Origin of the sequence: Haloarcula regularis (assembly GCF_029338315.1) — an archaeon.
GTDB classification, from domain to species: domain Archaea; phylum Halobacteriota; class Halobacteria; order Halobacteriales; family Haloarculaceae; genus Haloarcula; species Haloarcula regularis.
This window is the reverse complement of record NZ_CP119794.1, coordinates 15069-39232: the sequence shown is the minus strand read 5'-3', so window position 1 is coordinate 39232 and position 24164 is coordinate 15069. Positions and strand designations below refer to the sequence as shown.

At 70.5% G+C, this 24164-nt stretch carries 19 protein-coding genes and 4 pseudogenes; 15 read left to right on the top strand and 8 right to left on the bottom strand.

The genetic code is table 11. From position 1 onward, the window contains the following. Positions 1-180 precede the first annotated feature (180 nt). The 4 genes and pseudogenes from P1N55_RS00185 to P1N55_RS00170 all read left to right on the top strand — a co-directional run bounded on the left by P1N55_RS00185 (position 181) and on the right by P1N55_RS00170 (position 4421). Positions 181-1459 (top strand): annotated as a pseudogene (locus P1N55_RS00185) (Single-stranded DNA binding protein). Next, entirely contained in the window at positions 1456-3216 is a 1761-nt protein-coding gene (locus P1N55_RS00180) for a hypothetical protein (protein ID WP_276277036.1), read from the top strand. Before P1N55_RS00185 ends, P1N55_RS00180 begins: the two are co-directional and overlap by 4 nt. Before the next feature lie 40 nt (positions 3217-3256). Continuing rightward, positions 3257-3994, top strand: coding sequence for a metallophosphoesterase (locus P1N55_RS00175; protein ID WP_276277035.1), 738 nt, complete (start codon positions 3257-3259; stop codon positions 3992-3994). Between the two features lie 214 nt (positions 3995-4208). Next, the gene (locus tag P1N55_RS00170) at positions 4209-4421 is read left to right on the top strand and encodes a hypothetical protein (protein WP_276277034.1); all 213 of its coding nucleotides are present in this window, start codon (positions 4209-4211) and stop codon (positions 4419-4421) included. Positions 4422-4482: 61 nt separating this feature from the next. Here the strand turns inward: P1N55_RS00170 and P1N55_RS00165 are convergent, their stop codons facing one another. Then, positions 4483-5253, bottom strand: a complete 771-nt coding sequence (locus P1N55_RS00165) for a creatininase family protein (RefSeq protein ID WP_276277033.1) — start codon at positions 5251-5253, stop codon at positions 4483-4485. Positions 5254-5367: 114 nt separating this feature from the next. Here P1N55_RS00165 and P1N55_RS00160 point away from each other — a divergent pair, with 114 nt between their 5' ends. Both P1N55_RS00160 and P1N55_RS00155 read left to right on the top strand, forming a co-directional pair. Then, a complete protein-coding gene (locus P1N55_RS00160) occupies positions 5368-5991 on the top strand; it encodes a hypothetical protein (RefSeq protein ID WP_276277032.1) in 624 nt (207 codons plus the stop codon). 88 nt (positions 5992-6079) lie between these two features. Continuing rightward, positions 6080-8914: a DEAD/DEAH box helicase gene (locus tag P1N55_RS00155; protein ID WP_276277031.1), complete on the top strand. Its 2835-nt coding sequence runs from the start codon at positions 6080-6082 to the stop codon at positions 8912-8914. An 8-nt stretch (positions 8915-8922) separates the two neighbouring features. On the opposite strand, the gene P1N55_RS00150 is transcribed toward P1N55_RS00155, so the two are convergent. Next, on the bottom strand, positions 8923-9540 hold the full coding sequence (locus P1N55_RS00150) for a zinc ribbon domain-containing protein (RefSeq protein WP_276277030.1): 618 nt from the start codon (positions 9538-9540) through the stop codon (positions 8923-8925). 262 nt (positions 9541-9802) lie between these two features. Between P1N55_RS00150 and P1N55_RS00145 the strand changes: the two genes are divergently transcribed. Both P1N55_RS00145 and P1N55_RS00140 read left to right on the top strand, forming a co-directional pair. Continuing rightward, positions 9803-10600, top strand: a complete 798-nt coding sequence (locus P1N55_RS00145; protein WP_276277029.1) for a plastocyanin/azurin family copper-binding protein — start codon at positions 9803-9805, stop codon at positions 10598-10600. 51 nt (positions 10601-10651) lie between these two features. Next, complete coding sequence (locus tag P1N55_RS00140) at positions 10652-12406, top strand: MutS-related protein (protein ID WP_276277028.1); 1755 nt, start codon at positions 10652-10654, stop codon at positions 12404-12406. A 47-nt stretch (positions 12407-12453) separates the two neighbouring features. Here the strand turns inward: P1N55_RS00140 and P1N55_RS00135 are convergent, their stop codons facing one another. The 3 genes and pseudogenes from P1N55_RS00135 to P1N55_RS00120 all read right to left on the bottom strand — a co-directional run bounded on the left by P1N55_RS00135 (position 12454) and on the right by P1N55_RS00120 (position 15792). Continuing rightward, positions 12454-14832 carry a heavy metal translocating P-type ATPase gene (locus P1N55_RS00135; RefSeq protein WP_276277027.1) on the bottom strand — a complete coding sequence of 793 codons (2379 nt, stop codon included), beginning with the start codon at positions 14830-14832 and terminating at the stop codon, positions 12454-12456. Between the two features lie 6 nt (positions 14833-14838). Next, positions 14839-15608: pseudogene (locus P1N55_RS00130) on the bottom strand (sulfite exporter TauE/SafE family protein). A 1-nt stretch (position 15609) separates the two neighbouring features. After that, positions 15610-15792 carry a hypothetical protein gene (locus P1N55_RS00120; protein WP_276277025.1) on the bottom strand — a complete coding sequence of 61 codons (183 nt, stop codon included), beginning with the start codon at positions 15790-15792 and terminating at the stop codon, positions 15610-15612. Between the two features lie 159 nt (positions 15793-15951). Here P1N55_RS00120 and P1N55_RS19520 point away from each other — a divergent pair. The 7 genes and pseudogenes from P1N55_RS19520 to P1N55_RS00085 all read left to right on the top strand — a co-directional run. After that, positions 15952-16327: pseudogene (locus tag P1N55_RS19520) on the top strand (halocyanin domain-containing protein); the annotation flags it as partial. Positions 16328-16366: 39 nt separating this feature from the next. Next, positions 16367-17173: a halocyanin domain-containing protein gene (locus P1N55_RS00110; protein WP_346430019.1), complete on the top strand. Its 807-nt coding sequence runs from the start codon at positions 16367-16369 to the stop codon at positions 17171-17173. 4 nt (positions 17174-17177) lie between these two features. Further along, positions 17178-17703, top strand: a pseudogene (locus P1N55_RS00105) (cytochrome c oxidase subunit II). Further along, positions 17703-19388, top strand: a complete 1686-nt coding sequence (locus tag P1N55_RS00100) for a b(o/a)3-type cytochrome-c oxidase subunit 1 (RefSeq protein ID WP_276277023.1) — start codon at positions 17703-17705, stop codon at positions 19386-19388. Before P1N55_RS00105 ends, P1N55_RS00100 begins: the two are co-directional and overlap by 1 nt. Before the next feature lie 30 nt (positions 19389-19418). Then, a complete protein-coding gene (locus P1N55_RS00095; protein WP_276277022.1) occupies positions 19419-19976 on the top strand; it encodes a hypothetical protein in 558 nt (185 codons plus the stop codon). A 48-nt stretch (positions 19977-20024) separates the two neighbouring features. Further along, positions 20025-20342: an Hsp20/alpha crystallin family protein gene (locus tag P1N55_RS00090; protein ID WP_276277021.1), complete on the top strand. Its 318-nt coding sequence runs from the start codon at positions 20025-20027 to the stop codon at positions 20340-20342. Positions 20343-20365: 23 nt separating this feature from the next. Beyond that, on the top strand, positions 20366-20776 hold the full coding sequence (locus P1N55_RS00085; RefSeq protein ID WP_276277020.1) for an archease: 411 nt from the start codon (positions 20366-20368) through the stop codon (positions 20774-20776). Here P1N55_RS00085 and P1N55_RS00080 read toward each other — a convergent pair. From P1N55_RS00080 to P1N55_RS00070, 3 genes are read right to left on the bottom strand one after another with little or no spacing between them, the layout of a single operon-like run. Continuing rightward, positions 20773-21960 carry a zinc ribbon domain-containing protein gene (locus P1N55_RS00080; RefSeq protein WP_276277019.1) on the bottom strand — a complete coding sequence of 396 codons (1188 nt, stop codon included), beginning with the start codon at positions 21958-21960 and terminating at the stop codon, positions 20773-20775. The genes P1N55_RS00085 and P1N55_RS00080 overlap by 4 nt on opposite strands. Positions 21961-22008: 48 nt before the next feature. Then, a complete protein-coding gene (locus P1N55_RS00075) occupies positions 22009-23049 on the bottom strand; it encodes a zinc ribbon domain-containing protein (protein ID WP_276277018.1) in 1041 nt (346 codons plus the stop codon). A gap of 50 nt (positions 23050-23099) precedes the next feature. After that, a complete protein-coding gene (locus tag P1N55_RS00070; RefSeq protein WP_276278652.1) occupies positions 23100-24164 on the bottom strand; it encodes a PP2C family protein-serine/threonine phosphatase in 1065 nt (354 codons plus the stop codon).

The following is a 24164-nucleotide window of genomic DNA, read 5'->3' as shown; positions in this document are numbered from 1 at the left end:
GCCGGGTTGCACGTGTGACCCATACCCACAGCGATGCCACTCTGGTAGATAAGCGTGGTGGCAATTGGTGCGTCGACCGACACTCTCGGGCCAGTGTCCGGTTCCCTGTCGGACGGCCCGCCGCCGACCGCGAGACAGCCCCGCAAACCCTTTTCCCTGCCCCCGCCGAACGACAGTTCGATGTCTCTCGAAGACCATGCCGAGGAACTCGCCTCCGACCTCGGCGTCGACAAAGAGGAGGTCACACAGCACTTAGAGAAACTCGTCAGCTACTCGGTGCCGATGGACGAGGCCAAACAGAGCGCCCGCCGGAAGTACGGGAGCGGCTCCGGAAGCAGTGACGGGGCCGGGCAGCGCAAGCCCATCGCCGAGGTGACCCGGCGATTCGAACGTCACGGTCACCGCGGTCGTGCTGACCGCCGGCCACCGGACCATCCAGTACAACGACGAGGAACACGTCATCCGCGAGGGCGAACTCGCCGACGAGACCGGGACCATCTCCTATACGGCCTGGGACGGGTTCGACGGCGACCTGGCGCCGGGCCAGACGCTCAAGCTCGAGAACGTCAGCCTCCGCGAGTACGAGGGCCAGCCGGAGCTCAACCTCGGCGACAGCACCCGGGCGACGGTCCTCGAGGAGGACCTCGCGGTCGACGCCCGCGTCGGCGGCGACCGGCAGCTGAGCGAGGTCACGCCCGGCGACCGCGGCATCAACGTCGAGGTCGAGGTCCTGGAGTGCGAGGAGAAGGTCATCGACGGCCGCGACGGCGAGACGACGATCCTGAGCGGCGTCCTCGGCGACGAGAGCGCCCGGACGCCCTTCACCGACTGGGACCCCCACGACGAGCTCAGTGAGGGGGCGTCGGTCCGTATCGAGGAGACGTTCGTCCGCGAGTTCCGCGGCGCGCCGGCGGTCAACCTCTCGGAGTTCTCGGCGGTCACGCCGCTGGAGACGCCGGTGCAGGCCACCGACAGCGCCCCGCAGATGGCCATCCGCGAGGCGATCGACAGCGGCGGACTGTTCGACGTCGAACTGCGCGGCAACGTCATCGAGGTGCGCGACGGGTCGGGCCTCATCGAGCGCTGTCCGGAGTGCGGTCGCGTCATCCAGAACGGCCAGTGCCGGACCCACGGCACCGTCGAGGGCGAGGACGACCTCCGGACGAAGGCCATCCTCGACGATGGAACGGCCACCGCGACGGTCATCCTCGACGCCGACCTCACGGCGACCGTCTACGGCGGTGACATCGACGAGGCGCGCGAACACGCACGCGACGCGATGGACAAATCCGTGGTCGCCGACCGCATCGCCGAGCGCATCGTCGGCCGCGAGTTCGTCGTCCGCGGGTCGCTGTCCATCGACGAGTACGGCGTCAACCACAACGCCTCGTCGTTCGAGGCGGCCGCCGAGGACCCGGCCGAGCGTGCCACGGCCTTCCTCCGGGAGGTGGACGCATGAGCGCGAACGGCGACGACCAGCCCCGACTGCGAGAGGTCGCCTACCGCCTGTTCGCCACGGAGTTCGACGACGCCGACTTCTCGTACTCCGAGTCCGACGAGGAGCGGGCGCCCAACTACGTGGTCACGCCGACCGGCGCGCGAGTCAACCGTCTGTTCGCCGTCGGCGTGCTGACCGAGGTCGAGTCCGTCAACCAGGAGGTGCTCCGGGCGCGAGTCGCCGACTCGACGGGCGCGTTCGTCGTCTACGCCGGGCAGTACCAGCCCGAGGCGCTGGCGTTCCTCGAGTCGGCCGAGCCGCCGATGTTCGTCGCGGTGACGGGCAAGGCACGAACCTTCGAGCCGGAGGACAGCGACCGGGTGTACACCTCCATCCGCCCGGAGAGTATCAGCGAGGTGGACGCCGAGACGCGGGACCGCTGGGTGGTCCAGGCCGCCGAGCAGACCGTCGAGCGCGTCGGGCTGCTCGCGAGCGCCAAGCAGACGGGGCTCGCGGGCGACGAGTTGCGGCGCGCGCTCGAGGCCAGCGGGTACACCGAGGCCCAGGCCGCCGGCGTCACGCTGGCGCTGGACCACTACGGCACCACCGGCGACTACCTCCGGGCGCTCCGGGAGACGGCGCTCGACGCGGCCCGCGTCGTCACCGGCGAGCGAGACGAGGCCCGCGGCGTGTCGATGCGCCCCGACGACGGCACGGACGACCCGATTCCGTTGCTCGCCGACGCCGAAGTGTCGGTACCGGACCCCGAACCTGAACCGGCGGGCGAGAGGGTCACAGCGACGGCGACGGACAGTACTGAACCGGGTGACGCCGAACCGACGAGCGAGGCGTCAGCTGGTGCGACCGAGCCGACGACAGAGGCCCCGTCGAGTGCGACCGAACCGACGTCGACCGAGCCCACCGAGAGTGAGGCCACCGAGCCAGACGAGGGCGCGGCGGCCACAGAACAGGCGGGCGATTCGACCTCCCCGGACGAGACGTCCACCGCTGACAGCGAGCGCGACCCAGCGCCCGAGGACCAAGTCGAGACTGGTCCCGCGGAGACGGAGTCAACGGTGTCGACAGAGTCGACCGCGATGAGTGCGGCCGATGCTGGTACCGACAAAGCCCCGTCGGCAAGTCCCGACCCCGATCCGGGGGAAGCAGGGGCCAGCGAGGCCGACGCCGGGCCCGCTGGAGATACGGCGACCGACGCCGAGCCGGCGACCGATGCCGAGCCGGCGACCGACGCGGACGACGACCTCGGGGACTTCGACCCCGAGTTCGAGCTCGACGAGGACGAGCGCGAACAGATCGAGTCGGAGTTCGGGACGGAGTTCCAGAGCGGGACCGACGTCGACGACCCCGGCGAGGCCGACATCGAGACGCCCAGTCCCGAGGAGGTCGAACGAGTCGCGGCGGAGGCCGAGGAGTCGACCGCAGCGACAGCGGAGAGCGGTACGTCGACGTCGGGGAGCGAGGACGTCCCGGCGGGGGACCCGGCGACCGAGGACGCAACGGCCCCGACGGCCGACGGTTCGGCCTCCGACGCCGGCAGTTCTGAGACCGCGGACGCGGCCGACGTCGACCTCGAGGACGCCGTGATGGAAGCGATGACCGACCTCGACGACGGCACAGGTGCCGACCGGGAAGACCTGATCGGGGCCGTTGCCGACCGCCACGGCGCCGACCCGGCGGCCGTCGAGGACGCCATCCAGGACGCGCTGATGGGCGGTCGCTGCTACGAACCCGAAGACGGCAAGCTGACCCCGATCTGAGACGCGGCGCTTTTCTCGCGTGGCCGCCAACGTCGGGCCGATGGCGGTCGAACCGCTCCCGGGCGTCCCCGCCGCGACGGTCGAAGCCGGCGGCGAGCGACTGCTCGTCGTCGCCGACTACCACGCCGGCATCGAGGCCGGCCTGCGCTACGAGGGGGTCGAACTCGCGTCGGCGGCCGAGGACCGGCGGCGCCGTCTGACGGACCTCGTCGACCGGGCGGCCCCGGACCGCGTCGTGGTCCTGGGCGACCTCGGGCACGCTATCGGCGACCCGTTCGCCGAGGAGCGGGCCGAACTGGCCGCCCTGTTCGACGCGCTCGCCGTCCCCGTGACGCTGGTGAAGGGCAACCACGACGGCGACCTGGAGGACGTACTGGAGTCCATCGGCGCGGGCGTGACGATGACGCCGGCCCACGGCATCCGCCTCGGCGACGTGGGGTTCGTCCACGGCCACACCTGGCCGTCGCCGGACGTCCTCGCGGCCGACGTGGTATGCGTGGGCCACGAGCACCCAGTGGTCCGCCTTCAGGACGAGGTCGGCGGCGTCCGCAAGGAGCGTGCCTGGCTCCGGGGCTCACTCGACCGGGACCCCTTCGACGCCCCCGTCGGGGCAGACGCCGACCTCGTCGTCTTTCCGGCGTTCAACGACCGCTCGGGCGGGACCTGGGTGAACGTCGAGGGACAGGACTTCCTCGCGCCGTTCCTCCCGGCCGCCCTCGACGGCGGGGAGGCGTTCCTGCTCGACGGGACCCGACTCGGCCCCTACCGGCGAGTCTAAGCGAGGTGGGGCCGGGGACAGTGACCTAAGTAAGAGCGAGTTACGTCGGTAACACGTACCAGCTGCGTACGCGTCCGGCGGGGCGTCCGCGACGAAACTGGCGCGGAAAATTGTCACTATTTCTCGGCGAAAAGTGGTGGAATTCAGATTTCTCCGTTGATAATGGCTGGTAAGCAGTATATACTAACGTCCGTAGGGAGACGATACCCGTTCGATGACCCGCGAGAAAACAGAGATTTACTGTGCCGAGTGTGGTACCTGGCTCACCATCGACCACGGCGGGAGCGTGACCTGTAAGTGTGGCACACAGTTCTCGATGACCGAGACGTCCTACCCCGAACGTCGGCCGGAGGCGGACAGGACGCCCTCCCCTCGCGGGCATCCGGTACGACTGGACCTCTCACAGCAGGTCGAGAGTCGCAAGTGAGGGCCTGATCTCGAAAGACTCGTCCGGGTTATTTCTCGTTGTCCCCCCATCCTGACCTTGCTCACACGTGGTCGGCCGGGAGCAGCGCCTCGGCCGGCCGGTCGTCGAGCCACGAACAGAGCCGACAGAGGTGGTCCAGTGCGGCCTCGAACAGCTCGGCGCCGACATCGGCGCTGGCGTCCGTCTGGTCGCCGAGCACGCCGTTCTCCGTGTTGTCGATCGCGTCGTAGAACGTCCGGGCGCCGTGGACCCGCCCCGTCTCGTCGTCGAAGTCAACGAGCCCGCCGTCCCGGGCCTCCTCCAGGCGGTCCTCGTGCACGAGGTCGCCGGCCAGGTGCTGGACGAGCGCCGTCTCCTTCGGACCGCCGTGGGGGCCGGGATGCTCGAAGGCGTCCTCGATGCGGTCGGTGATGCTCTCGTCCCACATCCACTCGAGGGCGTACATCGTGCCGTCGTCACGGAGCCGCCGCCCCACCTCCCGGAGGTGTTCGACGTTGCCGCCGTGGGCGTTGACGTAGACGACGCGGTCGATGCCGTGGTACGCGAGGTTACGGGTGAGGCTCTCGAGGTAATCCCGGAACGGCCCCGGGTCGGCCCACATGGTGCCGTGGAACTGGCGGTGGTGGGGGCTGACGCCGACGTTGATGGTCGGCGTACAGAGGTAGTCGGTCCGCTCGGCGGCGGCCCTGGCGAAGGACTCGGCGATGATGTGGTCGGTCCCCTCGGGAAGGTGCGGGCCGTGCTGTTCGGTCGACCCCAGGGGAACGATCGCGAGCGATTCGGCGTCGAAGTACGATTCGAGGTCCGGCCAGGCCTCGTCGGCGAGATACATGACCGCTCATGGACGCCGGACGCCCTTGAACATGTGGTCGGCCCCGGCAGCGCCGCGCCGGTGGCGTGGCACACCCACCAACGCTTATGTAGACAGATGGCCTCCGGTCAGGGTATGCCAGACGACTCGCCGTTCGGTCGGCTCGGGGGCCGATTCGAGGCGCTGTTGTTCGGGGAGCGAGCGCGGGCCTACCGGCTGTTCGTCCGCGCGACGTTCGTCCTCGCCGCTGCCCTTGCGCTGGCCTACGTCGCCGTCCAGGGCGGACTGGTGAGCCTCGGAGCCGACGCGGCGTCGGTGCTGGGGGTCGCGACGGCCGTCGCCGTCGCCGTCCTCGTGCTCTCGGGTATCGTCGAGTTCGTGGTGCTGGGGCGGGTCTACCAGCGCGGGACGACCGAGGTCGCCCAGGCCGCGGCCGACCTCGAGCACGCCGCGGAGCAACTCGAGGAGACCGCGGCGGAGCTAGAGGAGACTGCCGAGGAAGTCGAGGGAGCCGCGGAGACGGTCGAAGGGGCCGCGGCGGACATCGAGGAGACGGGCGAGCACGTCGAGGAGGCCGCCGAGGTGCGGGACAAGACCACGGGGGCGATGGAGACGGCGGACGCCGCCGTCGAGGAGGCCGCCGAGGCAAAGCGGACTGCGACGGCGGTCGAGGTGACCGCCGAGGAGCGCCGCGAGCGACTCCCCGGCGAGCACGAGGACGCGGACGGCGAGCGGGAAGCGGACGACGGGCGCGAGTGACCAGGCCGGGGGCCTCGCGGCCAGTGTGTTCGAGTCGACTCACGACGACACAACGTGTTTAACCAGTTGCGGCGGCTAGTCGACCCCGATGACCGACGGGGCCGTGCGGGGCGAGGCGGCGTTCACCGCGCTGGGTGACGAGGTTCGGAGCGCCCTCTCGGAGCGGGGGTTCTCGACGCCGACCGAGCCACAGCGGCGTGCGATTCCGACGCTGGTGCGCGGGCGCGACACCCTCGTCGTCGCGCCGACCGGGACCGGCAAGACCGAGACGGCGATGCTGCCGGTGCTCGACGCGCTGGCACACGACGAGGAGCGATTCGGCATCGGCGCGCTCTACATCACGCCGCTCCGGGCGCTCAACCGGGACATGCGCCAGCGCCTCGACTGGTGGGGCGAGACGCTCGGCCTGGAGGTCGACGTCCGCCACGGCGACACGACCGACTACCAGCGACAGAAGCAGGCCGACGACCCGCCGGACGTGCTGGTCACGACGCCGGAGACGCTACAGGCCATGCTCACCGGATCGAAGTTGCGGACCGCGCTTTCGGACGTCTCGCACGTCGTCGTCGACGAGGTGCACGAACTCGCCGCGTCGAAACGCGGCGCTCAGATGACCGTCGGCCTCGAGCGACTCGCGGAACTCGCGGGGTCGTTCCAGCGCATCGGCCTCTCGGCGACAGTCGGCGACCCGGAGGCGGTCGGGAAGTTCCTCACCGGCGGGTCGGCGTGTGCCATCGTCGAGGTCGACATCGGGAGCCGTCTCGACGTCGAGGTGGTCCGCCCGGCGGTGACAGAGCGCGACGAACGGCTGTCGAGCAAACTCGTCACCGACGCCGAGACGGCCAGTCACGTCCGCTACATCGACGACCTGATCGCGGCCCACGACTCGGTGCTCCTGTTCGTCAACACCCGCCAGACCGCCGAGGCGCTTGGCTCGCGGTTCAAGGAACTGGGCACGGACCTCGGGGTCCACCACGGGTCGCTCTCGAAGGAGGCCCGCATCGAGGTCGAGGACCGCTTCAAGGACGGCGACCTCGACGCCCTGCTGTGTACGTCCTCGATGGAGCTGGGCATCGACGTCGGCCACGTCGACCACGTCGTCCAGTACGGGAGCCCCCGGCAGGTCTCGCGCCTCGTCCAGCGTATCGGCCGGGCGGGCCACCGGAGCGACCAGGTCTCCTCGGGCACCGTCGTGACGACCCACGCCGACGACACGCTGGAGGCGCTGGCAATCGCCCGCCAGGCCCGCGAGGGCGAGGTGGAACCCGCCGAGATACACGACGGCAGCCTCGACACCGTCGCCAACCAGATCGCGGGCCTGGTCATGGACACCGGGGAGATACGGGCGATGGAAGCATACGGGATACTGACCCGCGCGTACCCGTTCAGGGACCTCCGAGAGGAGGCGTTCAAAGACGTCGTCAGGGAACTCGCGGCCAACAACGTCGTCTGGCTGGACGAGGACCGGGACACCCTCGAGAAGCGCCGTGGCACTTGGCAGTACTTCTACCAGAACCTCTCGATGATTCCCGACGAGGCGACCTACGATGTCGAGGACGTCGCCTCCGGCAAGCAGGTCGGGACCCTCGACGAGCGCTTCGTCGTCAACTTCGCCACGCCGGGCGAGGTGTTCGTCCAGCGCGGGGAGATGTGGCGCATCACGACCATCGACGAGGAGGAGGAGACGGTCACCGTCTCACCCATCGAGGACCCCGCCGGCGAGGTGCCGTCGTGGGTCGGCTCGGAGATTCCGGTCCCGCGTGCCGTCGCACAGGAGGTCGGCGAGGTCCGGCGAGTCGCCGGCCGGCAGTTACAGGACGGGGCCGACGTGGCGTCGGTCGCGGCCCACCTCGCGACGCGGTACGACGCGAGCGCCGAGACCATCGAGACGGGGCTTTCGGACCTCGCGCGACACGAAGCCGCCATCCCCGACGACGGGACCGTCCTCGTCGAGTTCCACGGGCGGGACGTCGTGCTCAACGCCTGTTTCGGCCACAACATAAACGAGACGCTCGGGCGCGTCCTCTCGGCGCTGCTGGGTCAGCGGGCCGGATCCTCGGTCGCGATGGAGGTGGACCCGTACCGCATCGAGCTAGAGGTGCCGCGGCGCATCACAGCCGGCGACGTCGTCGAGGTGATAGAGGAGACCGACCCCGACCACCTCCCGGCGCTGGTCGACCTGAGCCTGAAGAACGCCGACGCGCTGAAGTTCAAGCTCGCCCAGGTCGCCACCAAGTTCGGGTCGCTGAAGCGCTGGCGGGGGCGCGGCTCGACCGACTTCGGCCGGGACCGTCTACTGGCGGCGCTGGAGGACACGCCGATGTACGACGAGGCGCTCAGGGAGGTCAAACACGAGGACCTCGCCATCGAGGCGGCGGCCGAGGTGCTCGCGGCGCTGCAGTCCGGTGACGTCGCCCTCGAGACGGTCGCCGAGCGCACGCCGGTGGGCCTGGGCGGGCGCTCGTCGGGTCGCGAACTGCTCTCGCCGGAGAACGCCGACGCGAGCGTCATCCAGACGGTCCGCGAGCGCATCCAGAACGACCGCGTCCTGCTGTGCTGTCTCCACTGCAAGAAGTGGGACCGCAAGCAACAGGTCAAGCGGGTGCGCGACCAGCCCCAGTGCCCGAAGTGCGGGTCGACACGCGTCGCGGCGCTGAACCCGTGGGCCGACGAGGTGGTGTCGGCGGTCCGGGCCGACGAGCGAGACGAGGAGCAGGAAAAGATGACCGAGCGGGCCTACCGCGCCGGGTCGCTGGTCCAGTCCCACGGGCGCCAGGCCGTAGTCGCGCTGGCGGCCCGGGGGGTCGGCCCCCACAACGCCGCGCGCATCATCAACCGCCTGCGCGAGGACGAGGACGAGTTCTACCGCGACATCCTCCGTCAGGAGCGAGAGTACGCCCGGACGCAGTCGTTCTGGGGCTGAGGTGGGCGTCAGGAGTCTGGTTCGTCGGGCTGGTCGCGGTCGCTCGGCGCTCGCCCGGCGAGTTCGTGGAGCCGCCCAGGTTCGCCACGCGCCTGTCGAGCGGCGCGGGCGGCGACCCGCCGGGCGAGCACCAGCGCGAGGACGGCCGGCACCGCCAGCGCGACGACCCCGAGGACGAGGACGTTCGACTCGACAGTGGACTGGCCGCGCCCGGCGTCGACGACGACGGCGACCAGCACGGCGCCGACCCCGCCGACCACCAGGTAGAGCCCGCGGGCGAGCGCGGCGCTCGGGTTCGGGAGGCGGGCGAGATACGCGGCGGGAACCAGCCAGCCGAGAAGTGCGAGGGCGGCCACCAGGGGCAGTGAGAGGCCCCCGACGGCGATGACGACGGCGTAGGCCACGAGGGGCGCGATGGCGATACCGAGCGCCAGCCCGGTCAACAGCACGGCCCAGCGCGGCGCCCTCTCCAGGTCGCCGTCCGTCGCGTCCAGGCGGGCCGCGACGGCCTCCGGGTCGAGGGCCGCGAGCAGCGGCCTGTCACACACCGGACAGCGCACCGCGTCCGGGTCGACCGGCTCGCCACAGCCGGCACAGACCTGACCGTCGGAGCCTTCGAGAGCCATACTTCCGGTTGTGTCCAGGGGGGCTTGAGTGATGCGCCGGGGACCGGGTAGACGGAAAGCCCCGCTTTCCGGACGGCAGCGGCGTGAGCGGCCGTCGGTGTGAGAACGCATCAAATGCCACCGTACTTCGAGGCCCCGCGGGTAAGAGCGTGTTGCCGACCGGTAAGCGAACGTGGGGCGTTGGTAATCGCGGCTTCGTCGTTCGGGACGAATAAATATCAAGTAAATAACAATACGGCACCCGTTCGAGGGCTGGGACGCTATGTCGAGAGACACACACGGCCCGTACCGGCGCGACGTCATGAAGACCATCGGCGCGGGCGCCGCGGTGTCGGTCCTCGGCGGGGCCGCGATGGCCCAGGAGGACGACGACGGCGACGAGGGAGCGGACGGGGACACGGACGACGACTCGGGGACGGTCCACACGGTCCAGACGCTCATCGCCGGCCCAGCGACGAATCCCGAGCGACCGGCGGACTTCTTCTTCCAGCCCACCGGGCTCCACGTCCAGCCCGGCGACGTGGTGAAGTTCGTCTTCACGACGCCCGACCACAACGTGGTGTCGTACCACCCGGCGTTCGGGATGCGGCGGCGCGTCCCGGTCGGCGTCGACGCCTTCTCCTCGCCGCTGCTGGGGTGGCGAGCCGACTCCATCGCGGACGACCAGATAGAACCGCCTGCGGAACCGGGCGAAGGAGGAGAGGAGGGGGAGGACGGCGAAAACGGCGAAGATGGCGAGGGCGGCGAGAACGGAGGCGAGGAGGAGACGAGCGCCCCGGTGCCGAGCACCTGGCTCCACGCCTTCGAGACGGCGGGCGTCTACGACATCCTTTGTTCGCCCCACGAGGGGTTCGGGATGAACCTGCGCGTCGTCGTCGGCGACGTCGAAGAGGCCCCCTTCGAGACGTCGAACCCCGACAACCTGGCCCCACCGCGCGCGGGGCCGGTGGGCCTCGCGCGGGTGACGCTCACCGACCCGGCGCTCGAACCGGCGAACATCGTCGAGCAGGGGCGTGTCCCCTGGCAGGCCCTGTCGGCGAACCAGAGCGGACAGGGGTGAATCACGCGTCGTTCATAAACGACTAAACGCGGCCCGCCCATCGCCACGCCCATGCGACTGGAGGAGTACTGGGGAATCGGGCCGAAGACGTCCGACCTGCTGAGCGAGGCACTGGGCGTCGAGCGGGCCATCGAGGCCATCGAGTCGGCGGACACGCGGACCTTGACGGCGGCGGGGCTCTCGCGTGGGCGGGCGACCAGGATTCTGCGGCGGGCCACCGGCGCGGAGTCGATGGATCTGCTCGCCACCCGGGACACCCGCGACGTCTACAAGGAACTGCTTGACCTCGCCGAGGAGTACGCCGTCACGGCGGACGCGGCGGACCGCATCCGCGTGCTGACGCCGCTCCCGACCCGTGAGGAGATGGAATCGCGGCTCGACGACGTGCTCGAAGCGCGCGACACGTGGGCCGACCTCCCGGACGCCGACCGCGAGGCCGTCATCGACGCCTTCGACGGCTACGACGCCGAGGGCGGCGAACTGGCGGCCGTCGAGACGGCCATCGCGCTGCGCGAGACTGGCGTCGAGGCGGGCGTCTTCGAACCGCTCGCCGAACTGGACGGCGACGCACTCGCCGACGCCCGGGCGGCACTCGCAGGCTTCGCGGGTGGCGGTGACCGGGTCGGCGAGGGGGCCGACGAGGAACTCGACCGCCTGCGCGAGCAGCTGGGCCAGGTCGAGGACCTCGCGGCGGAGTCGGCGACCGTCGTCGAGGCCGTCCAGGAGGGGGCGCGCCGGCCCGCCGAGTTCCAGGACGCGCTGGTGCGCCACGTCGTCGCCGAGACCGGACTGGACGCGGCCCGCGTCCGCGATGCGATGCCCGGCGAGGCGACGGACGCCCGCGACTTCGTGGAGACGGCCCTGCGCGACCTGCGGAGTGCGCTCCGCAGCGATCTCGAGGCCCGCGAGGCCGAGGTGGCCGACCGGCTGGAGGAGAACCTCGCGGCCGCCCGTGAGGACGTCGACGCCGCCGTCGAGGCGGTCGGGGACATCGCGCTCTCGGTGTCCCTGGCCCGGTTCGCGCTCGCCTTCGATCTCGTCCGACCGACGTTCGTGGCGGGCCGCAAGACCATCGCCGTCCGGGCGGCCCGCAATCTCGCGCTCGCCGACGTCGAATCTGTCCAGCCGGTGACCTACGCCGTCGGCGACCACGACCTGGCGGTCGACCGGGCGAACGCGCCGCCGACCGGCGACCGCGTCGCGGTCCTGACCGGCGCGAACTCCGGAGGGAAGACGACGCTGCTGGAGACGCTCTGTCAGGTCCAGTTGCTGGCCCAGATGGGCCTGCCGGTGCCTGCGGACGCCGCCGAAGTGGGGGTCGTCGACACTATCGTCTTCCACCGCCGGCACGCCTCGTTCAACGCCGGCGTCCTCGAGTCGACGCTCCGGTCGGTCGTCCCGCCGCTGACCGACAGCGACCGGACCCTGATGCTCGTCGACGAGTTCGAGGCCATCACGGAACCGGGCTCCGCCGCGAACCTGCTGCACGGCCTGGTGACGCTGACCGTCGACCGCGACGCGCTGGGCGTGTTCGTCACCCACCTGGCCGACGACCTCGAGCCGCTGCCCGACGTCGCCCGCGTCGACGGCATCTTCGCCGAGGGCCTGAACACCGACCTCGAACTCCAGGTCGACTACCAGCCCCGCTTCGGCACGGTCGGCAAGTCCACCCCGGAGTTCATCGTCTCCCGACTGGTCGCCAACGCCGCCGACCCGGTCGAGCGGTCGGGCTTCGAGACGCTCGCCCACGCCGTCGGCGAGGAAGCCGTCCAGCGGACGCTCTCGGACGCACGCTGGACCGAGTAGGCGGCCGGTTCGCCGTCGTCGTGACTGTGCTGGCGGGTCCGACCCGGTCAGTCGCTCTCCGGGGCCAGTCGCGCCGGGCCCGGCGCCGACTCCGCCTCGGTCGCGGGCGACCCCTCGGCAAGCGAGCGCGTGGAGTTCCCGACGACGAGCAGACTGCTCGCGGTCATCGCCACCGCCGCGAACAGCGGGTTCAGCAGGCCGAGCAGCGCGAGCGGGAGTGCGACGGCGTTGTAGCAGAACGCCCACGCGAGGTTCTGCCGGACCCGCAAGCGCGTCGCCGCAGTCACGTCCAGCAGGTCGGGGACGGCCCCCAGGTCGTCGGTGGTCACCACGGCGTCCGCGGCGTCGGCCGCGAGCTGGGTGCCCGAGGCCATCGCGACGCCGACGTCGGCCGTACCCAGCGCCGGCGCGTCGTTGCTCCCGTCGCCGACCATCGCGACCGTCCCGCGGGACTGGAGACGCTGGACGACTTCGGTCTTTGCCTCCGGCGGGACCCCGGCGAACACCTCGTCGACGCCCGGGTGCGATTCGAAGGTCGCCGTCGCTTCGGGGCTGTCGCCGGAGACGACGACCACCTCGTGGTCGCAGGCCAGCGCGTCGACCGTCGCCTCCCAGTCGTCCCGCGGCCGGTCGCCGGCGACGACGAGGCCGCGGGCCCGGCCGTCCCAGGCGACCAGCGCCGGAACCTTGCCCGCGTCACGCGCCGCGTCGTACCGGTCCCGAAGGTCGCCGTCGACGGCCAGTTCCAGCGACTCGAGGAGGTCGACGGTGCCGACGACCGTCCGATCGCCGGCGACGACGGCGCTGACGCCGCGGCCGGGGTGCGTCTCGAACGCCTCGACGTCGGCATCGGGGACGGCGACGGCGTCTGTCACGGCCGCGGCCAGCGGGTGATCGGCGAACTGCTCGACGGCAGCCGCCCGGCGCATCACCGACTCGTCGGCGCGCTCGAGCAGCGCCATCTCGCCGGTCGTCAGCGTCCCCGTCTTGTCGAATGCGACGACGTCCAGGTCGGTGGCCGTCTCGAAGACTGACTCGCCGGTGACGACGACGCCGGCGTCGAAGGCCCGGCGGATGCCGGCGGCCGTCGCGAGCGGCGTCGCCAGCCCCAGCGCGCAGGGACAGGAGACGACCAGCACCGCGAGGCCGGTCAGCAGTGCATCGGTCGGCCCAGCGCCAAAGAGGAGATGGGCGCCCGCCGCGACGACGGCGAGGACGACCACCAGCGGGACGAACACGGCGGCGATGCGGTCGACGAGTCGCTGGACGCCCCCGCGGCCGCTCTGGACGTCCCACAGCAGCGTCGCGAGGCGGTCGACGGTGCTCTCGGCGTCGGGGCCGACACTGACGACGACGCCGCCCTCGGCCAGCAGCGACCCGCCGAGCACCTCGTCGCCCGCCGTCTTGCGGACCGTCCGCGACTCCCCGGTCACGAGCGACTCGTCTGCCGCGCCGTCGCCGGAGACGACGGTGCCGTCGACCGGAATCCGGTCGCCGCTCCGGACGACCACCTCGTCGCCGGGGCGGAGGTCGGACACGTCGACCGTCTCCGTCCCGCCGGCCGTCCGACGGGTGGCCGTGTCGGCCCGCTGGGTCGTGAACTCGGTCAACCGTTCGAGCGCGCCCCGGCGGACCCGGTCCTGGTAGTAGTCGCCCAGGGAGACGGCCATGACGATGACCGTCGCCACGTCGAAGTACACCTCGGTGTGACCCAGCAACACTGCGAGGACGCTGTACCCGAAGGCCGTCGTCGCGGCCATCGCGACCAGCAGGTCCATGTTCGGCCGGCCCGCCCGCAGACTGACGTAGGCGCCCCGGAGCAGGGGCCACCCGGTGTAGCCGACGACGACGGCGGTCATCACGGCCATGTTCCACAGGAGGTAGTCGCCGGCCGACCCGGCCGGGTCCAGCAACAGGAGCGACCCCTCGACGCCCAGGTACGCCGGGTAGAGAAAGAGGACGTACCAGAGCATCGTCATCATCCCGAAGAAGCCGCCGACGATGAGCCGCCCCTCGAGTTCGTACTCGTCGTCGTCCCCGTCGTGGCGGTGGCTGGCGTCGTAGCCGGTGCCCGCGACGACGTCCGGGAGCCCCTCGCTATCGAGGACGGCGGGATCGTAGGTGACTTTCATCGTCCCCGTCGGGTAACTGGCCGCTGCGCCGGTCACGCCCTCGTGGTCGGTCGCGCGGGCCTCCAGGAACGTCTCGCAGGTCGCACAGTGCATCCCGTCGACGGCGAGGTAGGCCGTCTCGCCGTCGGCGTCGTCGGGGTCGGTGCCGGTGTCGGCGTCCGCGACGGTGGCCGTCGCGGGGTCGTCGAGGGTCCGTGCGACCTCCAGACAGCCCCGACAGCAGAAGGTTCCCTCGACGTCGTCGTCACTGACCGCGGCGTCGACCGGCAGGCCACAGAGCGTGCAGTCGGCCATCTGTCGTCACATCCAGGGCATCGGCAGCGGTGGCTTGGGGATCGAGACGCCGAAGGCCGCCAGCCCGTTCGCGAGGGGGACGAGCGCGAGAACGACGAAGACGGCGCCCAGCACCCGGTGGAGTGTCGACCGACGGGCCGGCGAGAGCGTCCCGAAGGCCGTCCCGTAGGCGAACACGAGCGGGATGGTCCCCAGGCCCAGTGCCGCGAGCGAGAGGGCGCCGGTCACCGCAGACCCCGTCGCGAAGGCGTACAGGAACGCCGGGTACAGCAGCGGACACGGGAGCAGGCCGTGCATCGCCCCCAGTGCCACCATCCCCGGACCGTCGACCCAGGCGTCGATCCTCGCCACGAGCGTCGCCGAGACCCGCTGAAATCCGGTCCCGACGACCGGGAGCGAGGCGGCCAGGTCCACGGCGCTCCCGCGGGTCAGGTAGCCGAGACCGACGGCGACGATGAACGTGCCGACGAGCACACCGACGGCGCCGCGCACGGCGGTGCCGATCTGTGCGAGGCCGGCGATATCGAACAGGAAGGCCCCGAGCGCACCGAGCAGCGCGCCGATCGCAGTGTAACTCAGCGTGCGGCCGACGTTGAAAGTGCCTGCTGTCGGATCTCGTGTGTCGAGACCGGACCGCCGTCGTCGAGCCTGTCGGCGTAGGTAGTGACCAGCGGCCCACACATCCCGAGACAGTGGACGCTGCCGACGAGGCCGAGGCCGACAAAAGCGAGCAGACCCGCCGTCTCGCCCGTTCCCACCGGGAGCCCGGGATCCATCTCAGGCCGGGGCACCCTCCGACGCGCCCTTCGCCGTCATCCAGTAGAGACTCGCGGCGATGAGCACGACGTTGACGAGCGCGAGCGCGACGATGGTCCGGCCTGTCCCCTGTAGATAGTAGGCGACCGGGGCCAGCCCGGCGAGTGCGAGCAGCGTCACGATACGTGGGTTCGACATCGACATGGACAACGCTTGGGCTGACCGTGTATAAAAAGGGATGGGGCGTTCCTATCCGCTGAAAACACTGGGTGCTTTTTAGTCGGTGACGTTGTTTCGGGTGGATATGGGCCGACTGACCGTTGGAGCGACGACAGTGACGGATCGGCCTCCTGTAGTGGAGGGATGTGGATGTCACTAAGAAGGAGACAGTTCATGCAGGGCGCGGCCGGCGCGACCGCGCTCGGTGCGGCAGGACTAGCATCGGCACAGGAAGAACCCGACTACGGTGGCTGGTTCGACGACGTCTCGAACTTCGACGGCACCGTGGACAAACGCGGGCAAGACACCGTCGAGATCACCGTGGGGGCACAGGGGAACAACGGCGCGTTCGCCTTCGACCCGCCGGCCGTGATGGTCAGCCCCGGCACCGAAGTCGTCTGGCGATGGAACGGTGAGGGCGGCGGCCACAACGTCAAATCGGACGGCGACGGCCCCCTCGACTCGGGGTCCCGTCGCGGAATCGGGGACCACCTACGCACACACATTCGAGTCAGAGGGCATCTTCAAGTACGTTTGTGTCCCCCACGAGTCGCTGGGCATGAAAGGCGCCGTCGTGGTCCGACCCGGGGGGTCGGGCGGTGGCGGCAGTGGCCAGCCCCAGGGGCCGCCCGCGAACCCCGACTACGGCGGCTTCTTCGACAACGTCTCGAACTTCGACGGGACGACGGTCGACAGGACCGGCCAGGACACCGTCGAGATATCGGTCGGTGCCCAGGGGAACAACGGCGCGTTCGCCTTCGACCCGCCGGCGGTCAGAGTCTCGCCGGGCACGGAAGTCGTCTGGACCTGGACCGGCGAAGGGGGTGGCCACAACGTCGTCTCGGACGGCGACGGTCCCCTCGACTCGGGGTCCCCCGTCGCGGAGTCGGGGACCACCTACTCCTACACCTTCGAGGAGATGGGCGTCTACCAGTACGTCTGTGTCCCCCACGAGTCGCTGGGCATGAAAGGCGCCGTCGTCGTCGGCGGCCCCCTCGAGGGGGGTAGCGGCGGCGACGGCGGCGGCGGTGGCCGCGGGAGCATCGAACTCTCCGGGCCACAGTGGCTCCTGAGTGGGTCCGTCCTGCTGGCGTTCTTCTCGCCGCTGCTGTTCGCGGCGGTGATGCGCCGGCGCTACCGGGAACAGCCGCCCCAGATGGGCACCGACGACGACCTGGAACGTGCGACCGGGCCGGCCCCGGTCGAAGAAGCGGCGGAGACCGAACCGGCGGTGGAGCTGTCACACGACGAGTACGACCCCAAGGGGACGGCGGCGCTGGTCGCCTTCTACTTCGTCCTCATCGGACTCCTGTGGGCGTTCATGTACTTCGTCGAGTTCCTCGGCCGCGTGTCGGTGATCGGGTGATAGCATGCAGGTTCACAACTTCGAAAAAATCTGGCTCGGCGCAGCGATACTCCTCATCGTCGGCTTCATCGCCACCATCTCCTATGGCACCGTCGGTGCCGGCATCTCGATGGTCGACGACTCCGGAGGGCAGATCAGTGCACAGGCAGTCCAGAACGGCAACACCGGGACACAGTTCGACGACCCCGGCGTGGTCCAGGCGAGCGAGGATCGGGTCGTCGTCTACGTCGTCGCCCAGCAGTTCCAGTTCCGGCCGGGCAGCGGTGACACCCATCCGGGTGCCCGCCGATACGCGCGTGACGTTCAAGGTGACCAGTGCCGACGTCGTCCACGGGTTCTCCATCGCGGAGACCAACATCAACACGATGGTCATCCCCGGACAGGTCGCCGAGGTCACGGCCGTCTTCGACGAGACGGGGACCTACGGCCTCGTCTGTCACGAGTACTGCGGGGCCGCCCACCACACGATGGGCGGGTCCGTCGAAGTGGTCCCGAAGGACCAGTACGAACCACAGGAGGTGAGCAACTGATGGTCTTCGTCGACGAGTACCCCAAGACTTCGAAACTCATCCGCAGTCAGTTCATCGTCTCGTTTATCGCCCTGGCGCTCGGTGCCCTCTTTGGCATCGTCCAGGCGCTGCACCGCACCGGAACGTTCCGGATATTCAGTTCCGCGGACTACTACACCATCCTGACGGGGCACGGCGTTCTGCTGGCGTTGGTCTTCACGACCTTCTTCATCGCCGGCCTGTTCGCGTGGGCGGTCTCGAACAGTCTCGAGCGCGAACTCCCCCAGCGGGCCGCGTGGGGCGCCTTTTGGCTGATGCTGGTCGGCACCGTGCTTGCCGCCGTGGCCATCCTCGGTGGCCTCTTCGGGGCGCCGTCTATCCTCGGCCACTCGCTGAAGGCCGACGTGCTGTTCACGTTCTACGCGCCGATGAAAGCCCATCCCGCGTTCTACCTGGGTGCCGCGCTCATCATCGTCGGCTCGTGGATCGCCGGCTACGCCTACTTCAGATCGCTGTGGAACTGGCGCTCCGAGAACCCCGACGAGCGCATCCCGCTGAAGACGTTCATGGTCGTGACGACGATGCTGATGTGGTACATCTCGACGGTCGGCGTCGCCGTCGAGGTCGTCGTCTTCCTCATCCCGTGGTCGCTGGGCCTCATCAGCAACGTCGACCCGCTGCTGACCCGGACGCTGTTCTGGTACTTCGGTCACCCGGTCGTCTACTTCTGGCTGATGCCGGCGTACCTCGTCTGGTATACCGTCCTGCCGAAGCTCGCCGGTGGCCGCCTGTTCAGCGATCCGCTCGCACGCGTCGTGTTCGTCCTGTTCCTGCTGCTCTCGACGCCGGTCGGCTTCCACCACCAGTACGTCGACCCCGGCATCCCCGAGGGCTTCAAGTTCATCGCCATGACGAACACGATGTTCCTGCTGTTGCCCTCGCTACTGACCGCCTTCACCGTCGTCGCCTCGCTGGAACACGGGGCCCGGCAGAACGGCGGGAAGGGCTACTTCAGCTGGCTCCGGAACCTGCCGTGGGGCGAACCGGCCTTCGCCGGCTGTGCGCTCGCCGGCCTGATGTTCGCCGCCGGCGGGTTCTCCGGCATGATCAACGCCGGGATGAACATCAACTACCTCGTCCACAACACGCTGTGGGTGCCCGGCCACTTCCACCTCACCGTCGGCACCGCCTTCGCCCTGACGGCGATGGCCATCAGCTACTGGCTGGTGCCACAGATAACGGGCAAGAAGCTCCAGCGGCGGGGGATGGCGGCCGTCCAGCCCTACGTCTGGTTCATCGGCATGGCGCTGATGTCCAACGCGATGCACCGGGCCGGCCTGGCCGGCATCCCGCGCCGGACCGCGGAGCCGATGTACAGCGAGTTCTCCTTCGAGGGCGTCGCCGGCACCGTCGGCGAGATGCGCCTGCAGATCGCCATCGGCGGCACGCTCCTGTTCGTCGGCGCGGCGCTGTTCCTCGTCGTGATGGCCGAGACCTGGATCGCCCACCGCGGCGGGCGCCTGCGCGTCAACAGCGTGTTCCCGGACCCGCTGTCCGGTCCGGAACACAGCCCGCGCGTCCTCGACAACTACAAACTGTGGACTGCCATCGCGCTCGTCCTCATCGTCATCGCCTACGGGCCACCGCTCGCGGCCATGGTCGCCGACGGCATCACCGCGCCCGGTAGTCCGCCGATTCCGGTCTGACCCGACCCGTTTTCCCCCATCCGCTCACCAATGTTCGACGACGTCTCAGGCCCCGACCAGACGACGCTGATACGAGTCCTGATAGTCGTGGGTATCGGCCTCCCGATACTCATCGAGATCGCCACCTTCGGTGGGATGCTCAGCCACTACGTCGCCGGCGGTGACGGCGGCGACGCGGCGACGGCGAGCGCCAAGACGCCCACCCCGGAGGTGACCGGAGCCGACACCGGCGACGAGGTGCTGACACAGGCCCCACCCACCGTCCACATCTCGCGGGCGTCCGTGCTCACCACCGACGACGGCTGGCAGTTCCTCCTGACGTTGAACGTCACGAACGACGGGGAGGAGCCGACCGAGGTACAGGTCGGTGCGGTCACGGCCCGCAACGGCGCGACCGTGGCGGGGACGGGCACGACCGGGAACCTCCAACCCGGCGAGACCGGCCAGGTCACCGGCTCGTGGATGCTCCCGTCCGGCGAGCGCCCGGCCAGCGTCTCGGTGACCGTCGCCACCGCCACGTCCGACGGTGGGACGGATTCGACGGCCTACACCGTCGAGCTGGGGGACATTCCGGTTTCCAACCAGTGAAAAGGGCGCACACAAGTTATTAGCGTGGCCGGCGAACCCCCACCCGAGGTGACACACGTGACGACACATCATCCCCGGAAAGGCGTGGAGCTGTACCGCGAAGACGACGCGTACGTCGTACTGTTCGACCTGCCGGACCACGACCCCGCCGACATCGAGGTCCGCTGGCACGACAGCCGCCTCCACGTCGAGGCCGTCGAGGGCGACGCGACCGGCCGAAGCGGCGTGTTCCACCGGAGCATCGGCCTGCCGAAGGCCATCGAGGAGGGGAACATCTCGGCGGTGTACGAGGACGGCGTCCTGACGGTAACGGCCCCGGTGAGCGACTCGGGGCCCGAGCACCACACCGTCGACGTCCAGTACTGAGGCTGGAGTCACCGAGGGGCCCCATGCCATTCGACCTCCGCGAGCACACTGCGGACGTGGCCGTCGAAGCCACCGGCGAGAGCCTCGGTGCCACCTTCGCCGCCGTGGCCGACGGCCTCGCGGCCGCGATGTGTGACGACGTCCCCCCGGCGGGCGAGCGCTTCTCGGTGACGGTCACCGCCGAGTCGGGCGAGGCGCTCCTCTTCGATTACCTCGATCAGCTCATCTACGAGCGCGACGTCCGCGCGGTGCTCCCCGTCGACAACGAGGCGACGGTGCGCGCCGACGGCGACGAGTGGCACCTCGAGGGGAGCGCGCGCGGCGTCCCGCTGTCGGCCGTCGAGGCCCGCGAAGTGAAGGCGGTGACTTACTCCGAGATGGCCCTGGAGGACCGCGCCGACGGCTGGCGCGCCTACGTCGTCTTCGACGTCTAGTCGAGACGCTCGCCGCAGTTCGGACAGAACCGCGCCGACCCGTCGGCCGGCACGTCGACGTGACAGGCCGGACACCGGTCGGACGTCCCCCCGCCTGCGCCGTCGTCGGTGTACACCGCGGTGTCGGCGAACCACTCGTCTGCGGTCGTCCCGTCGGACGCCGTCGTCTCGTTCTCCGCAGCCGCCGTCTCGTCCGGGAGCGGCTGGTCCGGCGTGAACACGCGGGTCCCGCCGGACTCGTCGGCGTCAGCCGGTGCTTCGTCGGTCTCGTCGGACGGCTCGGTTTCTGCCAAAGCGGCCTCGTCCGCGTCCGTCTCGGCCACCCCGTCGTCCTGCGCCGGACGGGCGGCTGCGGCCGATGGTGCCGCGGTACGACGGCCCACACTCGGGTAGCGCTGACCCGGCCGCGGTTGCGGATTCTCGAGCGGCGCGCGCAGCGCGACGACCAGGCCGGCGACGGACTGGGGCACCAGGTAGGCCGCCGCGAGCACCGCGGGCCCCATCACGGCGACCGAGCGAACGGTGCCCGCGTCGGCGCCGCTCGCGGCGACAATCGTCTGGGCGACGGACGCGACGCCCGCGGCGGCCAGTCGGTCCCCGAGCACCACGCTCAGCGCCCCCAGCGCCGGCGCGTGGACCAGCCACCCGACCGCGAGACTGGCCGCGGCGATGACGGAGAGCAGAGCGAGCAGCGGCGGCACCGAGAACGTGTAGACCCGGTAGCCGTAGGCGAGCGTCCGGACGAACAGGTGCGCCGCGGCAACGGCGCCAGCGGCGACCAGCAAGGGGGACGGTCCGGTCGCGGCGCTGGCGGCCACCAGCGCGAGCACGACGAGACCGGACGGTGCGACCAGCGCGCTCGGGTGGTCGAACCGGTAGCGCGACGCGAGGTTGCCCCGCGTGTTCTTCAGCGCGCGGTCGAGCAGCGCCGCCGCGACGATCGCCGGGACGAGTATCCAGCCGACGGCCGCGAACACCACCAGTCCGTCGACGGGGACAGAGTCGACCGAGAACAGGACCGAGCCGGCGAGCGACGGGGCGACGGCGTCGGCGAGCGTTCCGGTCCCGAGGACCCAGCCGCCGTAGACGACGACAGCCAGGAGTCCGCCCGCGAGGACTCGCCGCTCGGCGCCGACCAGGCGGACGGAGTCGCGGAGTTCAGCGGGCAGGGAGCCGCCCCACATTGGTCAGTGATTTCTACAGCGGGCGCTTAAGTGTGGGTGGAATCCCGGTCACGGCGCCTCGATGGAGATGGTCGCCACGCCGGACAGTTTCAGCTCGTCGCCGGGCCCGACGGGTTCGCGGTCGCCCTTCCGCAGGGAGCGACCGTTGAGCGTCGTCGGGTTCTCGCCCAGGTCGACGAGGTAGAACCCGTCGGCCTCGCGGACGAACCGCACGTGTTCGCGGTGGATGCGGACCGCCTCGTCCTCCGGGCGGCCGGCGTCGGCAAGGGCCGCCCGGACCTCCCGACCCACCCGGTCACCGTCGGCGACGGTGATGGTGGTGCCAGCCACCGAGAGCACCAGCGAGTCCGGGATGGCGGCGTCCTCGTCCGCGGACTGCGCCGCCAACGCGTCGACGGCGTCCCCCTCTCCGTCGACGTCACTCCCGGCGTCTTCGGACCCGCCCCGGTGGGCGTCGAGGTCCTCGCCGCAGTTCGCACAGAAGTGCTCGTCGCCCTCGAGGTCGGTACCACAGGACGGGCACTCCGTGAGCTCGTCCCCGCCAGGCTCGACGGCCTGGACGTCGGCCCCGCACTCGATGCAGAAGTTCGCGTCCGCGTCGAGTTCGGTCCCGCAGTCGGGACACTCGACGGTCGCGGGTTCGTCGGCCGCGTCCGCGTCGGCGTCCGCGTCGTCCCTGGCCTCGGATGGCGCCGCGTCCTCGGTCGCCGACTCGGCACTGGCCGGTTCGGACGCGTCCGCGTCCTCGGTCGCCGGGGCCTCCTCCCCGTGGTCGTCGGCGGCACCCACGTCGCCCTCGCCGGCGTGTTCGTCCTCGGGCGTCGAGTCGGTCTCGTCGGCTGCTGGGCCGGCGTCACCGGAGTCGTCGTCGGCCGTCTCCGTGCCCGGTTCCGCTATCGGTCCGGCCTCGGGGTCGGCGGCCGGCGCGGCGTCTCCACCCGCCTCGTCGGCGTCGCCCGCCTCGGTGTCGCCGTCGTACTGCCACTCGCCGCAGTCGGGGTTCGTACACCAGCCCCCGGCGGCGGTCGGGTCGAAGGACTGCCCGCAGATGGGGCACTCGACCGCGTCTCCGTCGTCTGTGTCGGCCATGGCTGTCGCTACCTCCCAGGGGGCAAAAACAGTTGCCCACGCCATGCCCCTCAGTTATCGGTCACGACGACGGTGTCGCGGTCCCGGACGTCGACGTCGGAGTCGACGGCACGAACCGCCAGGCCGCCGGCCTCGGGCGTCTCCGGGAGCGCCGAGTCCGCAAACAGGAGGACGGAGACGTTGTCCTTGCCGCCCCGGTCGTTGGCCAGCGAGACGTACTCGCGGGCGGCCGCGTCGAGCGTTGTTGCCTCGAGAGCGACATCGCGAATCTCGGCGTCGGTGACGACGGCCTCGCGGACGCGCTCGGCGACCTCGTCCGAGCGTCCCGATGCCACGTACTCGTCGTACAGGTCGGGGGCGTCGGTCTGAGCGTCGACGAGGCCGTCGCTGGTCACCACCACGGTGTCCTCGGCGTACAGGCGGACGCTCCGGGTGTCGACCTCGACAGACGCCTGCTCGGGGTCCTCGTAGCCCGACCCGCCCAGCGCGCGGGTTATCTGGTTGCCGTCGGGGTGGACGTGGGTCTCGACGGCGTCGAGTTCACCCGCGTCCTCGCGGTCCCGGACGACCGAGTGGTCCCGGGTCAGCCGGTCGATGGTCTCGCGGGCCTCGTTGACGGCGTAGGCCCGGCTGTCGCCGACCCAGCCGTAGTGGAGGTAGCCGTCGGCGTAGACGCCGGCGACGACGGTGGTGTACGACTGAGTGCCGGCGGCCGCTGCGTACCGGACGATGTCCCGGTGGGCCGCGACGATAGCGGCCTCGACGTCCGCCTGGATACCTTCTTCCCCGCGGGCGTCCGGCAGCACCGACCGGTCGACGTCCACGTCGAACTGGTCAGGGTGGCGGCGGGCCGCGCGTATCGCCACCGGCGCCAGGCGTTCCGCGACGGCCGTCGTCGCGATGTACGACGCCGCGTCGCCCGCGTCGTGACCGCCGGCCCCGTCCGCGAGGACGAAGGCCGCCGCCGAGCGGTTCATCGGGCGATCGTCGTCGCGGGTCCCCCCGCGGTAGCCCTCGCGGTGGCCCTCCTCGAAGACCGTCAGGGCCACGCTGTCCTCGTTGATTCCCCGTCCGCGTTTCCGCTCGCCGATGTCGTAGTTGGTGCTGTATCGCAT